The following is a 15,973-nucleotide window of genomic DNA, read 5'->3' on the forward strand; positions in this document are numbered from 1 at the left end:
CGATTAGTCAAACAAGATGATTAATCGGCTGTCAACGGAATCACCCATGAGGGAATTGCATATGACGGAATCGCATATGGCTTGACGCGCAAGTGGTGAAACCGACAGTTTCGGGTGTGTTGGCGACCTCCCCTCCCGGAGAAATGTCCCGCCCAAAGTCGCAGTTAGGCCGGGACATTCCTCCGCGGTGACCCCCTTCGCTCCGCGGCAAGCTCGGCTCCGCTCACCGCACACCGGGTCTGTCTGCGGCGGGTCCGGGCAGACGAAGGCCTCCCCGCCAGCGTGGCGGGGAGGCCCTGTGCCCTGAGCGGGGCAAGCGTTACATCGGCTGGAATGCCTTGAGCGTGAGCAGGTGGAGGCCGGCCTCGCTGCACCCGGTCTGCTGGTCGGGGATGAAGAGCGAGCCGTAGTCCTCCGGCGGGTAGATCCGGATGCCCGCGGCCTGCACCTGGGTGCAGCTTCCGCCGTAGAGGCCGGCCTGCGTGTAGCCGAAGTCGGCCGCGCCGGACTGGCCGGGGTTGAGGGTGATGTCGACAACCGGCATGGACCCGTCGCGGTCGGCGGGGGCGCCGATCGGAGCGCCGTCCGGGCCGTTCGTGAGCGAGACGCCCGCGAATCCGCTCAGCAGGCACGGTGCGCTGCCGGTGTTCTTGAGCACGATCTTGGTGTAGACGTGGCCGGCCGCGCCCCCGGCGCCCGGAGCGAGGGACGCGCTGAGCTGCGTCGAGACGCACCGCGCGAGGCCAGCGGCGTTGGATCCGGTGGGCGGCGGGGTCGTGGCGCTCGAGCTCGGCGAAGCTGAGGGGGAGGGGCTCGCCGAGGCGCTGGTCGGCGCGGACGACGACGGCGCTGGGCTTGAGCTGGCCTGGCTCGCGGAGTTGTTGCCGCACGCGGAAAGGCCCAGGGCGGCGACGAGCAGCGCCGAGGCGAGGACCGGAAGACGCAGATGGCGGGTCATAGTCTCAGAATTCACTCCAGCCACACCAGCGTCAAGTATCGGCGCGAGCCGCCGCGCTAACCGTTAGATAACGGCGCTTGGCCGGCGAGCCTAGGTGCCGGCGGGCCGCACCTCCACCTCGACGGTCTGCACGCTGTTGTTTCCCAAGCCGTGCAGGTTCCACTCGGCCTCGAGGGGCTGGACGTTGCCGGCGGCGTCCGTCGCGCGGCACGCGAGCTCATGGTGCCCCGGGGTCGCAACCCAGGGGAACTGCCACTCCTGCCACGCGTTCGGCCCCACGGGCGGGTCGAGGTGCGCCGCGAGCCACACGCCGTCGATCCCCACCTCGACCCCGGCGATCGCGCCCTCCCCGGACCACGCCCGCCCGCGGAGCATCGTCGGGCCGGCCCCGAGCGTGCGCTGCCGCGAGAGGAAGTCGGGGATGCCCGGCGGAACCATGAGCGAGCGGACCCTGATCCGCCGGACCGGTGTGCCGGCGTCGTCCGCGTCCTTCTGATACACGTAGGCGACGGCCTGCTGGTAGCCCGTGAACGGCTCGGTGACGGCCTCGATCGAGCGGAGCCATTTGACGCTCGTCATCCCGTACCACCCGGGGACCAGGAGGCGCACGGGGAAGCCGTGCTGGGGCGGGAGCGGCCGGCCGTTCATCTCGTACGCGAGCAGCACGCCGTAGGCGGTGGCCTCCTCGACGGTGAGGCTGCGCGCGTAGTCCTGCTCGATGCCGCCCTGGATGCCGCGATCGTTCCCCGTGAACACGAGTTCGACCACGTCCTCCCCGAGCTCCGCCTCCGCAAGGATCGGCGCGAGCGGCGTGCCGGTCCATTCGGCCGTGCCGAAGCCGCCCAGATCCCACGGCTGGCTGATAGGCCGCGGGTCGAGGCGCGAGCGGCCGTTGCCCGCGCATTCGAGCGTCACGGTCACAGTCTCGCGCGGCCGCCGCATGAGGTCGCTCAGCGTGAGCTCGAGCAGATGCGTCACGGCGCCCCCGATCCGCAGGCGCCACTCGACGGGGTCGAGGTCCGGGACGTCGAAATGGGTCAGGATGTAGTGCATTCCCGGGGGAGTGATCGGCCAGCGGAGCGCCTCAAGCGGGGCCTCGTGGTTGCGGCCGGCGAGGCGCAGTTCCTCGCGCGTGATGGGCCCGGTCGTGGGGCTCTCGGGAAGCGTGGCGGCCGTCGTCGCGGCCGGGGCAGTGGTTGGCGCGGGCGCGGCCGGATGGTGCTGCGGCCGGTGCTGGGATGTGATTTTGGCTCGCATGCAGCCAGTGTGGGCGCGCCCGGCACGGCGCACAATGCCGGGGCGCCCTCGAGGCGGGTGCGTCAGGCGCCCGGGGCCGGCTTCTGGTGGGGCGCGCCGGTCCCCCCGCTGGGCGCCTCGGGCGGGGCGTCGTCGCCCACCTGCGTGTTCGCGGGCGGACGACGCGCGGCCAAGCTCGCCGCCGCCGTCGTCGCCCCGATGGTCACGAGGGCGCCGAGGAGCATGGCCGCGTCCTCGCCGGGGGCGAGCACGCCGAGGCTCCGGCCGATCGTCGCGGCCGCGACCGGCACCCCGAGCTGGGCGGCGGAGGCCGCCGCGAACGGCAGCGGCAGGCCGGTGAGCCGCGACGCGGCGTGGGCCACCACGGCGCCCGCGCCGAGCAGGACGCCGAGGAGGATCATCTGGGGGTGGCCGCCGAGCTGGCGCAGGTCGATCGACGAGCCGAGCCACACGAAGAACACGGGCCCCAGGAAGCCGTCGTTGAGCGCGAACAGCTGCCGCGCCAGGCGCCGCGGCTCGCCGACCGCGGAGACGGCGAGGCCGAACGCGAAGCCCGCGAGCATGATCGAGACGTTGAACGCGAGCGCGAGCCCGGCGAGGGCGAACAGGACCGTGAGCTGGATCCGGAGCTCGAGCGCGAACTTGCGGTTCTCCGAAAAGGTGTGGAGCCGGTGCCGCGCGCCGCTGGCCTCGACGCTCCGCAGGAGCCACCAGACGACGACGGCGCCCACCGCCACCGTGAACGCGCCGATGGCCTTGGGGCCGGCGTGGGCGGGGTCGATCGCGAGGGGCAGCGCGACGATCGCCGCGACGTCCGCGAACGCCACCTGGGCGGTGAGCTCGAGGACGGACGTGCCCTTGAACTTGAGGGACTCGATGATGGGCAGCACGAGAGCGGCCGACGACGACGCCATGAGCACCGCGTAGAGCGGCGCGTTCGCGGACGCGAACAGCAGGGCGACGGCCACGCCGAGGGCGATCGCGACGACGGCCGTGACGACCACGCGCAGGGCACCCTTGCCGATTGCGGCGCGGATGGTCTTGTCGCGTACCGGGACATGGGTGCCCGAGACGAACATCATGAGCGCGAAGCCCATGTCCGCGAGGAACTTGAGCGTCTCGTTGTCGGCGTTGACCCAGCCGAGGAGTGAGCGGCCCACGATGACGCCTGCCAGGAGCTCGCCGAGGACGAGCGGCAGGTGCCAGTTCCGCCTCGCCGCGAGAAGCGGCCCCACGAGGGCGACGAGGCAGATGAGGGACAGCTCGACGAAGCTCACGCGCGGTTACTCGGCCTTCGGCGGGAAGTCGGCGAGCTTGACCGGGATGTCCGTGTTCTCATCCGTGTAGTAGCTCGCGCAGACGCGGTGGTAGCCGTCGGCGATCTGGAGCGCATCGCCGTTCGTGAGGTTCCCGCGGACCAGGAGGATCGGGGAGAGCTTCTCGCCCTTATGGACCTTGACGAGGTCGGAGCGCACGTGGGCGTTGGTCTCCTCGAGCAGGTCCAGACGGGACGCGCGCAGGATGTCCTTGGCCTTCTGCACCGTCACGGGCGCCTTCTTGAGGGCCTTGACGATGGCCTTGACCTCGTCTGGCGTGGCGAGGAGCGCTAGGTAGGAGGCGGCGGCCGGGTAGTCGTGCTCTTCCGGTTCGTCGAGCCACTTCACGGGCATGATGGGCCCCTTTCGTCCCGAGGATCGGCATTACGTTGCGGATCATACGCCGCGGCACCCCGAGAGCTGCATACTCGACTCAGCCGAGCGCGGAACCGGGCGAGCCGTTGCCATGCGGCCAGGTCAGTGCAGCCCGATGAGCAGCATCTGGTCGGTGCCCGGAATGCACGTCTGGAGGAAGATCGGCGGGTAGCCGCCGGCAAAACCGCCCACTACGTATTCCGAGGCGCCCTTCGAGACGACCATGCGTTGGAAGGCCGTGTACGTTCCGTAGCCCTGAACCGTCACGACCGTGCCCGGCTGAATCCAGCTCATGCGGTTCCACCCGCCGCAGAGATCGTGCTCGGCGATGCTGACCGAGACCGTGACGGGCGTGAAGCGCACCGGGCCCTGGCACGCGTCCACGGCGGCTTGCCCGCCCGCGCCGACCACGGGAATGTAAGTGCTCGGGGGAGCGGGAGGGGCGGCGGGGGCAGGCGGCTGGGGTGCCGCGGCCGGCGCCGGTGCGGCAGCAGCTTGGGCTTGCGTCGCTTGCGCCGCCTCGGCGGCGGCCTGCGCGGCTGCCGCCTGCGCTGCCGCTTGAGCAGCCGCGGCCTGCGCGGCCGCCTGGCGATCCGCCTCGGCCTTCCGCGCGGCGTCGGCCGCAGCTTGGGCTTGCGCTTGGGCCTGCTGGGCGGCAAGGACCGTCTGCTCTCGCGCGGCGTCCCGCGCCATCTGGGCGAGTTGGGCGTGCTCCGCGAGCGGATCGAGGACGACGGCGGCGCCCGCCTGCGCCGCGACCGTCCCCTCGGGCGGGGAAGCCACGGGGAAGGCCACGGACGATCCCGCGACCACGAGGAGAGCCCCGACCACTGTCGAGGTAGACAAGATTGCCATGCGCCTGAAGGCTGAGACCGGTGCCATCGGGAGACCTTGGGTTGGTGCCGGCTGGATTCCGGCGGGTAATTTCACGGTCTTGAGGCGCCGAAAGCGGGTAAAGACGGTCAGGCGGAATAGCGTCTTCGCAAGCCCAAATTCGAGTGATTGGTCCCGGGGCCGTTAGTCCCGGGTTGCGTAGTGAGCCGTTCGGGCAGCCAAGTAGTGGCCGGGCAAAATGGGTACTCTTTGCACCTTCGTGACGGTCCCTGCACCGCCGATCGCGGCGCGGCGCAACGTGGGCGGGACGCGGGCTCGCCGCTGTATTCTCGTAGGGGCCGGTACTAGGCAGCTATCTTTTTTGGGGGAGGAACGTGCAGTCGAGCCGGGGTGTGGCTACGCGGCCTGGGTGTGTGAGGGCCTTCGGGATTCTCGGGGAACTGCTCATCACGGGCGCCGTGATCATTGGCCTCTTCGTGCTCTGGTACGCGTTCTTCAACCCGTGGGTCGTCGGGTTGCAGCAGGCGCAGGGCGCCGCGGACCAGAGCCGGCAACTCATGCGCGAGCTTCAGTCACAGACGCGGACGACGGCGCCGCCCACCACCGCGCCAACCTCGCCTTCGCCGGGCCAACCGTCCGCTCCGGCCTCCCAGCCCTCGACCGCCCAGCCCTCGGCACCCGCCGCTCCGAAGGCCGCCACCGTGCCGGTCATGGCCGAGCCCGCCCGGGTCGCGGACACGATCGGCGTCATCTACGTTCCTCGCCTCGGCGCCGACTGGCGCCGGATCCTGCGCGAGTCCGTGGACACGGACCGCGTGCTCAACAGCGTCACCGCGGGCGTGGGCCATTACACCGGGACGGCCATGCCGGGCGCAGTGGGCAACTTCGCGGTCGCCGCGCACGATATCGGGTACGGCAACAGCTTTCTCAACCTGAGCAAGCTGCGCCTCGGGGACAAGATCTACATCCAGACCGCCCAGGGCTGGTACACGTACGCGTTCCGGAACTTCCAGTTCGTGCAGCCCGACGCGATCAACGTGCTCGACGCCGTCCCCACCGTCTCGCGCAGCGCCGGCGCCGACCGCTTCATCACCCTGACCACGTGCTACCCGGCCGTCTTCCCGCCGCTCGAACGCGTCGCGGCGTATGGGACGTTCGCGGGCTTCGACACCGCGCCGCCAGCGGAGCTGGCCCCACTGCTCGCGAAGGATGGCTAGCGTGTACAGAGCCCTGTGGAGGATCCTGCCGGGACCCGTCGCTGTGCGGGTCGTGATCCTGCTCGTTCTCGTGGCCGCGGTCCTCGTGGCCTTGGACCTCTGGGTCTTCCCGTGGATGGCCGTGACGTTCGTCGACGACCGGGGAACGGTCGGGGCGTCATGAGCGAGGTCAAGGAAGGCGAGTTGCGCGCGGAACCCGAGGGCCGCCGTCGTGCGTCACGGAGGGGCGTCGCCGTCCTGGTGACCGTGGTCGCAGCGCTAGTGGTCCTAGGGGCGGTCGCGGCGGTGGTCGGTGGGCTGTTCGCGCCCCCACGCCAGGACGGTGCCGGACCCGCAGCAAGCCCCTCGGCCTCGGCCACGCGGACCACGGCGGCCGCCTCGCCCACCCCGACGAAGCCGGTGCTCGCGCGCTTCGACCCCGCCGGGCCAGACACCGATAACCTCGCCCTGTTCGGAACCGCGCTCACCAAGGCGGCGCAGTCCGTGCCCTCACAGCAGGTCTCGGCGAAGACCCTGACCGACGCGCTCGCTGCCGCCGGCTTCGGCGCGGGGGCCATGCAGCGCACCGCGGATCAGACGAGCGCCAACCTGCAGGCACCCACGCTGACGGTCTCGGTGCGGCTCAACGGCACGTGCCTCGTGGGGCAATTCGTACGCCAGGACGCGAGCGTCTCCGTCGAGCTCGCCGCGCCGATCAGCACGGGCGCCTGCCTCATCGGCCAGACTGCTCCGGTCGGGTAGCCGAGGCTCTACTCTCCACCCCCCGTAGAACGCCGATTCCCCTCAACCCGGTCCGCCCGAAGCACGCGGTTTGGAGTAGGGATCTCCTCCGCCGGCCACGACGCCAAGCCCGAAAGACGCAATCTTTCCGATCCAGTTCCCATAGCCGCCGTAGGCGATGGCTGCCGACGTCAAATGGGGGGACCCCCAAAGAGGAACCCGGCCGACTTAACGCCAGTCGTCCAGCATGGCTGCGAGCCCTCCACCATATAACGCCACTTGTCCACATTCCGAGGATTACAAATGCCGCATGCGGGGGCAACCGAAATCTCGGGCTCGCTTCGCAGTCCCTATTTCGTCCCCAAGGTCTGGGCAAGCGCCTCATCTAATCTGGGCTGGAGTGCCTGCGCGAGACTATTCGTAATGTGGTGATCATCGCGATAGGCCAGGACATTCCCGAATACGAGGCCGCAACGATTTGGGCATAGCCAGTCGGCAACTGGCAGGAAGACACCGCCCTTTTGCCGGGCGGCCGTGCGCTCGACGGCGTATATGTCTCTCTCAATTGTGTGCGGAAGCAGGGAGCAAACTCCGACATCCTCAAGGTGCGCCGACAGACACAGGTTCGGTGCAGTGGTCCATGTTGGGTTGTCGCCAATTATGATCATTTTCGTGCCGCTTGGAAGCTCGTCAGAGAGTTTTTGCAGACCCGACTCCCAAGCTTTGACAAAATCACCCTCATATACACCTGACTGTCGGTAGTGGTTCGCCCAGTTCGCCACTACAACAACTTGAGGTCGAATACGCCGTATTCGCTCGATAGCGTTTATCCGCCATGCATCGCATTGGAAGTATTCAGCACCCAGGTTCTCATTAGTGGTGGTCATCGACACAGAGGGGCAGGCAGACTTAGTAAGGCTGATTAGGTGCCGACCGCTCGCCTCCGCAGACGCCGCCAAGGGTGTAAACCACTGGGCAGCATGAGAGTCACCAAAAAGGACTATTGTCTGCGAAGAATTTGGGGCGCCGTACGAGCAGGTCGGTGACGAGACTGGGGCGACAGCTACATGGCATCCATCATTAAACACGGCTGCCACCGAATTCCGAGCCTCCATAAGGCTCGGCTTCATGTTGCTGGGGACGAATGACGAGATTGGCAATTCGTCTCTTGCGGAGAATTCAGAGATCGATTCGGCGGGCCGCCCAGTGTCTAGGCGGCCGGGTGTGCCGAACACGAAACTCGCTGCAAGGGCAACAACTGTCGCGACGGCGCTAAACCCATAGCTGCGATAGGTGCGCTCCTTCAGAAAAGACATGTCCCTGAAGGGTTGTTCTATGAAGGTGAAACTGAGGAGCGCCAGAATTAGGGACCCTGCAATCAGAGCGATGGCCACGGCCGGATCTGCCGAATGATTCGTAATAAACCCTGCAATGAGGAAGACCGGCCAGTGCCAAAGATATAGAGAGTAGGAAATATTTCCCAGAACTTGAAGGGGTTTGAGTCCAAGAAGGACTTCGACCCCGGAACGGCCGTGGGGTGAGACCCCTGTGGCTACGACCAAAGCGGTGGCGGCCACCGGAATACTAGCCACCCAACCGGGAAACGCTGTGAGATCGGAGAAAAGGAACAGCGAGGCGGCGATTCCGCCGAGCCCGATCCACCCAAGGAACAGGGCCAAGATCTTTGGAACCGTCGTCAGTTTCGGGACTAACATAGCGACCATTGCCCCAACGCCGAATTCCCAAGCACGGGATGGCAATGAGAAGAAGGCGTAAGGTTTGTGGCCGAACGTGAGCAAGGAACACCCAATGAAGGATGCCACTGTTAAAACCACAACCGTCGCAAGCGTCAGCCTATTTTTTCCCTTCAACAGTAACAGCAGAAGAGGCCATAGTAGGTAGAATTGCTCTTCGACCGCCAATGACCAATAGTGTTGGAAGAGCGACGGTGATTGATTGGCGAGATAGTCGGTTCCATTGAAGGCAAACCACATATTAGATAGATAGAGCGCGGTGGCCCTTGCGTCGTCTCCAACATCAATGAGCATCAACGGCGGGAGGAGCAGTTTTGCAGCGACCAAAGATGCGAGGAGGACGAAAACCGCAACGGGAAGCAATCGACGGATTCTCCGGGCATAGAAATCACGTAGCGATTGTGAATTTGTCCGCTCTTGACGCCTGAGTAGCTGGAGGGTGATAAGAAAACCCGAGATTACGAAGAATACGTCGACTCCTACGTATCCACCGGGTAGCCAGAGAGGATTGGCGTGGTATACAAGAACTGCACACACGGCTATTGCGCGTAGACCTTGGATATCGCGTCGAGTGCGTGGCCCTGCGGGTGTGCCGTTCACAATCTCGGGTATTAGTCGTTGTGTCATGAGATTCCTCAAAATTGCGACGGCTCCAACAGTCTACGACGTAGGACTGCCCTCCTGTTGGAGGCGTGTTCTTACCTGTTCCCTGTGCAGCGATTGCTAGCGGCCTGGTCCTATATCAGTGCAGAGTGCGGCGTCGGCTGTGGTACGCATTCCGGGTTTCGCCTCGGAAGAAACAGGCATTGTACCTGTATCACGCTCCAAGAGTTGTGTCTAGTCATTCGTGCGGAACAGGAACCATGAGCTTGAACCGCCTTCCTCTTTGGACGCCTCGACCACTACCTCAGCGTCGCCGGATCCACAGCATTGGGACCGCGACGAGACATAGAAGTTTCGCAGGGACACTCGCTGAAGACTCGGTGTACGACTCGGGCGACTCCACTCTGCAGCGCCGTCGCGCCGGCACCACGGCAAGGTCATCTGCATGCGTACATGGGGCATTCTCCTCACGGTGAGAGACGCCGTCATAGTCATTTCGAGAAGGATGCACATTTGTCGCGCTCTTGTCATCGAGTAGGCCACGGTTGCCGAACGGAACCAATCATTGAGCATCAACACGCCACACCGCAGGCCGAGGAGCTCCATAACCGGGGCTCTCACGCGGGCCACGTGAGCAGCACGCCGAGCCCGTTGAACACCACATGCCCCACGATCGCCCCGCCCAGCCGTCCCGTGGCCGCAGCCGTGGTTCCCGCGGCGAGCGCGAAGACGAACGTCGCGATCCCGGCGAGGAGCGCGTCGCCCGGCGTGGGGAGCAGGAGGAGGGCGTGGACTGCCGCGAACACCACCGAGGTGAGGACGACAGCGGTGACCCACTTCGCGATCTTCCCGAACGTTGCGAAAGTGTCAGCGAGCGCGCGCTGGAGCAACCCCCTGAAATAGATCTCCTCGAGCAGGGGGGCCACGATGACGGGGGCGACGATGCCCCAAGCGATGGTATCGAGGGGCGGGGACCCGATCGCGCTCAGAGTGGGCTGTTGGACCAAACCCGTGGATCCGGTGACGACGAGCCGGACGATCGCGTCGATGGCCCGCACCAGACAGCCGATGCCGAGGCCCCACAGGAGGTCGAGGGGACGGAAACGCAGCCCGAGTTCGGCAAGTGCGCGGACGAAGCCTTCGCCCCAGAAGCTCACTGCGAGTGCTGCAAGGAAGGGGATCCACGCGGCCAAGTACGCCGCCGCGCCGAGAAATGGCGAGTATCCAAGCTGCGCCGAAACGCTTTGGACAGCCCAACCGCAGGTCAGGGCCGCAATGATGCCTAGAACGGCCCATGCGAGCCGCATTTTCCTAACGCCTGTGATGAGTTCCATCTTCTCTACTAGGACCGTAATGGATGTTGACGTGTGGCAACATATGTGGGGACACGGATTACAGCCGTGCAACATGAGGGGGAGGGCCCTTTGGAGCTCAGGGAATACATTCGCATCCTACGCACTGGCTGGGTCCTGATCGTGGTGATGGCCTTGCTGGGCGTGGCTGCTGCGGCGGCGTTCTCGATCCTGAGCAAGCCCGAGTTCAAGGCTTCGGCGAAAGTCTTCGTCTCCACGCAGTCTGGGGGGACGGTCACCGACCTCGTGCAGGGGAGCACGTTCACTCAGCAGCGTGTGAAGACCTATGCAGGGCTTGTCACGACGCCCATTGTTCTTCTGCCGGTCATCTCCAATTTGCATCTTTCGATGACGGCCGATGAGCTCGCCAAGACGGTTGCCGCGACGGCTCCGCTCGACACGACGCTCATCGACATCTCGGCTACGTCGCCGGATCCAATCAGGGCCGCGGATATAGCGAACGGGATCTCCGAGAGCCTCACCAACGTTGTGCAGAACATCGAATCGACGGGGTCGCAGTCTGCCACAGTCAAGTTGACCAGGGTCAAGCAGGCTGACGTTTCCTCAAATCCGGTGACCCCCAACGTGCCGATCAACGTCGCGATCGGGCTTGTCGCAGGGCTGGTAATCGGAATCGGAGTAGCGCTTCTGCGCCACGCACTCGACAACCGCGTGCGCAGTGAGCGGGACGTTGAGGCGATCAGTCCGGCCCCGGTCCTCGGCGGGATCGCGTTCGACTCGAAGGCGCCGAAGCGACCGCTCATCGTCCAAGACGATCCGCGCAGTCCCCGCGCCGAGGCCTTCCGAACCCTCCGCACGAATCTGCAGTTCATCGACGCCGGTGGCGGGGCCCGCAGCTTCGTGGTGACGTCAGCCATTGAGAGCGAGGGCAAGAGTAGTACGGCGTCCAACCTTGCGATCGCGCTCGACAACGCCGGCCACAAGGTGATCGTGGTCGACGCGGACCTGCGGCGACCCAAGCTCGCGCAATACATGGGCATTGAAGGCGCCGTCGGCCTCACAGACCTTCTCATCGGCCGCGCTGACATGGAGGACGCCGTTCAGCAGTGGGGTCGTGGCGGTCTGCACGTCCTCCCGGCCGGGAGCGTGCCGCCCAACCCGAGCGAGCTTCTTGGATCTGCGGCCATGCACTCGCTCGTTCGGCGGCTCGAGGACGAATTCGACTATGTGTTGTTCGACGCTCCCCCGCTGCTCCCCGTCACCGACGCGGCCGTGCTCAGCAAGAGCGCGGGCGGGGCGATCGTCGCGGTCGCCGCCGGCAAGACTCACCGAGCCCAGCTCAGTGCTGCGGTAACAGCTCTCGACAACGTGGGAGCGAGACTCTACGGCTTCGTGCTGACGATGCTTCCGGTCTAGGGGCCGCACAAGTACGGCTATCAGAGTTATGGGTATGGTCCCGTATACGCGCAGGACGACGTGACGGTCGGCAAGGCGTCGAGGATGGACCGTCGCCGGGCTCGAGGGCTCGCAGGGTAGACCGTGGTTGGCTCAATGTTCAGCATCCTCTTCGTTTGCTCGGGCAACATCTGCCGGTCGCCCATCGCGGAACAGCTTCTGCGCACCAGGATGGCGAACTACCCGATTACCGTTTCCAGCGCAGGCGTCATCGCGGAGGAGGGCACCCCGATGACAGAGGAGGCTGCGACGGTGTCGCGCCGTTACGGCGGCGAGCCTGACGGGCATCGTGCGAGGATGCTCACGGAGTTTCGCCTGAGGGAAGCGGATCTCGTGTTGACGGCGACCCGGGCACACCGCGGTGCTGTGGTTCAACTGCTTCCGCGGATGTCGAGGAAGACCTTTACCGTCTGCGAGTTTGCTCGGCTCCTGAGTGCGGTGCCGGAGCACGAACGGGTGTCGCTCGAAGACCCATCGGCGCTCGTGGACGCCGTCCGGGCGGTTCGGGGACATGTCGCTCCGCCCGAGGACCCCGAGCACGACGACATCGAGGACCCGTATCGGCAGCCGATCGAGATCTACGAGGCCGTCGGGGCGAGGCTTGACGTGGAAGTTGCAGTCATCGTCGATGGACTCCGAATGGACGTAGCCGGACAATGAAGGTTCCTAGAGCCAAGGCGAGACGGGCACGGTCTTGGGCGATTGCGGGCATCGTCCTCCTCGTGGTTCTTGATGCGGTTCTGGTCGCTGCGGCATTCATGCAGGCCCATCCGAACGTCCAAGGGTCGCCTGGGCCGATTCCAACATTCTCTTCGCCGTCGTCCCCATCATCCACTCCGAATCTGACACCGACCCGTCGCGGCGCAACCCCCGAAGGAAACTGACGAAACGCTACTCGAATTGGGACGATTCCGTGGTGCGCCGAATGTGCAACGGACAATATGAAGAGGGTCTCCGATCCGGTGACCCTCTCCCCCCGAGCGCGCGACCGGGTGATGCAAATCCGTTTACCGGATGGAAGCGCGGGCTATCCGATTATTGGTGCAAAGTCGGGTAGTCTACGGCCGCGACCCAGCAGGTGAAGAATGGCTGAAATGGACCTTTCGGCCGCACGGCCATCGCCGTACGGATTGACGGCATTCGCCATGGCTTCGTATTCAGACGGAACCTGAAGGAGCTTCAATGCTTCGTGGACTATTCGGTCCTCGTCGGTTCCGATCAACTTTACAGTCCCGGCAGTAACGGCCTCGGGGCGTTCGGTGTTCTGTCTCATCACAAGCACCGGCTTGCCCAGACTCGGGGCCTCTTCCTGGACGCCGCCAGAATCAGTAACGACAATCCTGGAGGCCCGCATCACCCGGGCAAACTCGTGGTACGAGAGCGGCTCGCAAACTAGAACATTCGGGACGTTGGCGAGCCAAGGAAGGACCGCCTCCCGGACCACCGGGTTGCGATGAGCTGGCAGGATTACGATAGAATCGTTGTCAGCTTCGGCGATTCGGGCTAAGGCCCGACCGATTGCCTCCATAGAGCCACCTTGGTTTTCGCGGCGATGGGTCGTCGCGAGGACTATCGTCTGTCCACTCTGGACCGCCTCCTCAATGCGTGGATCCGCGACAGGTAGGTCCATCTCCACGGCTTGAAGCAGCGCGTCGATAACGGTGTTTCCAGTTACGGCGATATCGACATCCGAGATCCCCTCTTCGAGGAGATTTCGCTTGCTCGAGTGTGTGGGTGCAAGATGGAGCTGCGCAATCTGTGAGATCAGCTTCCTGTTGGCTTCCTCCGGAAATGGCGAAAGCAGATTTCCGCTCCGGAGTCCGGCTTCGACATGGACCACCGGAATTTTATGGTAAAAGGCCGTCAAGGCTCCGGCGGCGGCAGATGTGGTATCTCCCTGGACCAATACGACGTCGGGTTGAATTCGACCAAAAAGCTCATCGAGTCCGTCAACGGTTCGACTGAGGATCCCGCTGAGCGATTGCCCAGGCCGCAAGATATTTAGGTCAACATCCGGGTCTATTCCAAAAAGGGAATTAACCTGATCAAGCATTTCTCGGTGTTGGCCTGTCACGGTGACAAAACAAGAGATATCCCGCTCCTTCCCCAAGGCCTGAACGATTGGAGCCATCTTGATGGCTTCCGGACGGGTCCCATAAATCGGCATCACTACTGCCATGATCAGTTCCCTTCAGAGGTATCAGCGAATATCGACGAATTTGAAGCTAGATCAGGAAAAGCGTGGAGCGATGCGTTTCGAGACGTCTGCTCGCCATCCACTCAGCAAGCCGGTTAAGATCGCGCGTGCACTGTCGGGTCGTCCACGAGCCAGGTAGAGGATTGAGAGAGCGATGCGCAACACTGTCCAAACGACGGAACGCGATGGCCAGTATCTTCTTCCCAGAATCACCATCGATCGCGCCGCATGATGCAGCCCAATCAGCGACTTGCCGCGGGTAGACCCATCGGAGATGCTCGCGCCACGGTTGTGTTCGACTCCGACTTCCGGGGAAATCGCCCATCGGATCTCGTGTTGGGCCAGCCGTTGGCAATAGTCAGCCTCTTCGCAATACAGAAAGAAATCCTCGCACAGGCCGCCCACATGACGAACGACGTCGGATTTGACTATGAAGCAGGCACCAAAGAATGTCGGGTAGAGTCTGCTCGCCCACTCGCTCGCATTCGTTGAAATCACTCCCCGACCGAGAGCAAGGTCCCAGCCGGGCCGAGACAGGCTAGGCGGACGTTCTGTTGAGCCCAGGGTGCCTTCCACTAGGAAGGGTGAGATCAGCCCGTACGATCCACGTTCGATCTCGCTCACCAGGCGGTCGATGACAGGCGGCATGATAATGACATCCGGATTGCAGACGATGACGAAATCTGCCCCGAGGTCGAGCGCGTGCTGGATGCCCAGATTATTCCCGCGGGCGTACCCAAGATTGTCATGTGGCACGACGTGCACAAAACGATCGCTATCCCAATTCGCCACGTGGTCAACGCAGCTACCAGCCGAATGAAATGAATTGTCGACCACAACAACACGCGACGCAGGCCCGGCGCGCAGTGATCGCAAACAGGTATTAAGATCAGAGAACGCTTTGTAGACAACCACGACGACAACAATCACCGGATCGCCTCAAACTTGCCAAGCATCGTATCAGCTCTAGAGCGCCACGAATTTGCGTGCACGAATTCGCGGATCACATCTGGTGCAGGTGCGTGACCGGTGGTCATCGCGTGGCGCACCTTCTCTGCAAACTGATCTTGGTTTCTATATCTGGAGATGAAATCTCCAAAGTGATCTAGTTGCGGGTAGTCGCTGGCTACCACCGGGCGTCCGGCGGCAATATATTCGTACAATTTTACCGGGTCGACAGCGCGTATCAGATCGGTGACGACAAAAGGGAGAACCAAAACTTCATTCCCTCGCATGGCCCCGATTGCAGAAGGATGGTCCGCAATGCCGTGATAAGTGAGTCTCGGGTGTTCCGGAATGGCGACGTCACACGGTCCCCAAAGATTAACTCGGACACTCTCGTTCACGGCTAGGAGATTAAGCACAGCTTCGAAGTCAAACCATTTGGATATGGCGCCAATGTATCCCACCGTTCCTTTGGCCACAGATACTTCGCCGCCTGATGGTGGGAAGTGGAAGGCTTCGGGGTCCAGCGCGTTGGGGACAATCACGATGTCTCGCTCGGGCGACAACCCGCGGATATGTTCTGCTATCAAAGCGCTCGAACAGAACACGGCCGATGAAGAGTCGACCAGCGCCCTCTCATCGGACTGATCTGTCGGCAACGCATCGTCGAAAAGATTGTTCAGGTCCATGCAATCGTAAGATATTTTTACGCCCATGCTCCTCAAGGCGCCTGCTAGTCGCCTATGGCGGCTGTGAGTCATAATGGCAACATCCGGCCGGCACACCAACACGATGGCAATCGCCGAGATCCAGGAAAGAAGCGGATCAAGAATAGCAAAGCGGCGTCGTAAGCGCTGTGGCATCAGAGGTACGCGCAGTACGGGCACGCTGAGCCGTTGCCCGCTGATGAGCTTGGCAGTCCTAACCAAAGAGGAACAGACGAAGGTAACTGACACCTCGGAGCGTGCGAGCGACTGTGCCAGGAAGTGCGGACGCTGCTTGATCCAACGGCTGTCGACGTGCGACACG

General features: G+C 64.0%; 15 protein-coding genes. 5 read left to right on the forward strand and 10 right to left on the reverse strand.

Annotated features, from left to right (window positions below; translation table 11 throughout):
* Positions 1-319: 319 nt before the first annotated feature.
* From ACOKR1_RS03415 to ACOKR1_RS03435, 5 genes are all read right to left on the reverse strand, one after another.
* Positions 320-958 (reverse strand): DUF4232 domain-containing protein, encoded by a 639-nt coding sequence (locus tag ACOKR1_RS03415; RefSeq protein ID WP_422935363.1) that lies wholly within the window; start codon positions 956-958, stop codon positions 320-322.
* Positions 959-1,048: 90 nt separating this feature from the next.
* On the reverse strand, positions 1,049-2,215 hold the full coding sequence (locus ACOKR1_RS03420) for a sulfite oxidase (protein WP_422935364.1): 1,167 nt from the start codon (positions 2,213-2,215) through the stop codon (positions 1,049-1,051).
* Between the two features lie 62 nt (positions 2,216-2,277).
* A complete protein-coding gene (locus ACOKR1_RS03425; protein ID WP_422935365.1) occupies positions 2,278-3,492 on the reverse strand; it encodes a cation:proton antiporter in 1,215 nt (404 codons plus the stop codon).
* Between the two features lie 6 nt (positions 3,493-3,498).
* Positions 3,499-3,885, reverse strand: a complete 387-nt coding sequence (locus ACOKR1_RS03430) for a hypothetical protein (protein WP_422935366.1) — start codon at positions 3,883-3,885, stop codon at positions 3,499-3,501.
* Positions 3,886-4,008: 123 nt separating this feature from the next.
* The gene (locus ACOKR1_RS03435) at positions 4,009-4,761 is read right to left on the reverse strand and encodes a hypothetical protein (RefSeq protein WP_422935367.1); all 753 of its coding nucleotides are present in this window, start codon (positions 4,759-4,761) and stop codon (positions 4,009-4,011) included.
* A gap of 392 nt (positions 4,762-5,153) precedes the next feature.
* Between ACOKR1_RS03435 and ACOKR1_RS03440 the strand changes: the two genes are divergently transcribed.
* From ACOKR1_RS03440 to ACOKR1_RS03450, 3 genes are read left to right on the forward strand one after another with little or no spacing between them, the layout of a single operon-like run.
* The gene (locus ACOKR1_RS03440; protein WP_422935368.1) at positions 5,154-5,957 is read left to right on the forward strand and encodes a class E sortase; all 804 of its coding nucleotides are present in this window, start codon (positions 5,154-5,156) and stop codon (positions 5,955-5,957) included.
* Between the two features lies 1 nt (position 5,958).
* A complete protein-coding gene (locus ACOKR1_RS03445) occupies positions 5,959-6,120 on the forward strand; it encodes a hypothetical protein (RefSeq protein ID WP_422935369.1) in 162 nt (53 codons plus the stop codon).
* The gene (locus ACOKR1_RS03450; protein ID WP_422935370.1) at positions 6,117-6,698 is read left to right on the forward strand and encodes a DUF6993 domain-containing protein; all 582 of its coding nucleotides are present in this window, start codon (positions 6,117-6,119) and stop codon (positions 6,696-6,698) included. Before ACOKR1_RS03445 ends, ACOKR1_RS03450 begins: the two co-directional genes overlap by 4 nt.
* A gap of 329 nt (positions 6,699-7,027) precedes the next feature.
* On the opposite strand, the gene ACOKR1_RS03455 is transcribed toward ACOKR1_RS03450, so the two are convergent.
* Together ACOKR1_RS03455 and ACOKR1_RS03460 are read right to left on the reverse strand one after the other, a co-directional pair.
* Positions 7,028-9,058 carry an acyltransferase family protein gene (locus ACOKR1_RS03455; protein WP_422935371.1) on the reverse strand — a complete coding sequence of 677 codons (2,031 nt, stop codon included), beginning with the start codon at positions 9,056-9,058 and terminating at the stop codon, positions 7,028-7,030.
* 593 nt (positions 9,059-9,651) lie between these two features.
* Complete coding sequence (locus ACOKR1_RS03460) at positions 9,652-10,341, reverse strand: type II CAAX prenyl endopeptidase Rce1 family protein (protein ID WP_422935372.1); 690 nt, start codon at positions 10,339-10,341, stop codon at positions 9,652-9,654.
* A gap of 93 nt (positions 10,342-10,434) precedes the next feature.
* Here ACOKR1_RS03460 and ACOKR1_RS03465 point away from each other — a divergent pair, with 93 nt between their 5' ends.
* Positions 10,435-11,763, forward strand: coding sequence for a polysaccharide biosynthesis tyrosine autokinase (locus tag ACOKR1_RS03465; protein ID WP_422935373.1), 1,329 nt, complete (start codon positions 10,435-10,437; stop codon positions 11,761-11,763).
* Positions 11,764-11,898: 135 nt separating this feature from the next.
* On the forward strand, positions 11,899-12,462 hold the full coding sequence (locus ACOKR1_RS03470) for a low molecular weight phosphatase family protein (RefSeq protein ID WP_422935374.1): 564 nt from the start codon (positions 11,899-11,901) through the stop codon (positions 12,460-12,462).
* A gap of 367 nt (positions 12,463-12,829) precedes the next feature.
* Here ACOKR1_RS03470 and wecB read toward each other — a convergent pair whose 3' ends face one another.
* The 3 genes from wecB to ACOKR1_RS03485 are packed head-to-tail and all read right to left on the reverse strand — an operon-like array spanning position 12,830 to position 15,972.
* Positions 12,830-13,981, reverse strand: a complete 1,152-nt coding sequence (gene wecB / locus ACOKR1_RS03475) for a non-hydrolyzing UDP-N-acetylglucosamine 2-epimerase (RefSeq protein ID WP_422935375.1) — start codon at positions 13,979-13,981, stop codon at positions 12,830-12,832.
* A 51-nt stretch (positions 13,982-14,032) separates the two neighbouring features.
* The gene (locus ACOKR1_RS03480; protein WP_422935376.1) at positions 14,033-14,929 is read right to left on the reverse strand and encodes a glycosyltransferase family 2 protein; all 897 of its coding nucleotides are present in this window, start codon (positions 14,927-14,929) and stop codon (positions 14,033-14,035) included.
* On the reverse strand, positions 14,926-15,972 hold the full coding sequence (locus tag ACOKR1_RS03485; protein ID WP_422935377.1) for a hypothetical protein: 1,047 nt from the start codon (positions 15,970-15,972) through the stop codon (positions 14,926-14,928). The genes ACOKR1_RS03480 and ACOKR1_RS03485 overlap by 4 nt, the downstream gene beginning before the upstream one ends.
* Position 15,973: the final 1 nt, after the last annotated feature.

Origin of the sequence: Sinomonas sp. P47F7 (assembly GCF_049332655.1) — a bacterium.
Taxonomy (GTDB): Bacteria; Actinomycetota; Actinomycetes; order Actinomycetales; family Micrococcaceae; genus Sinomonas.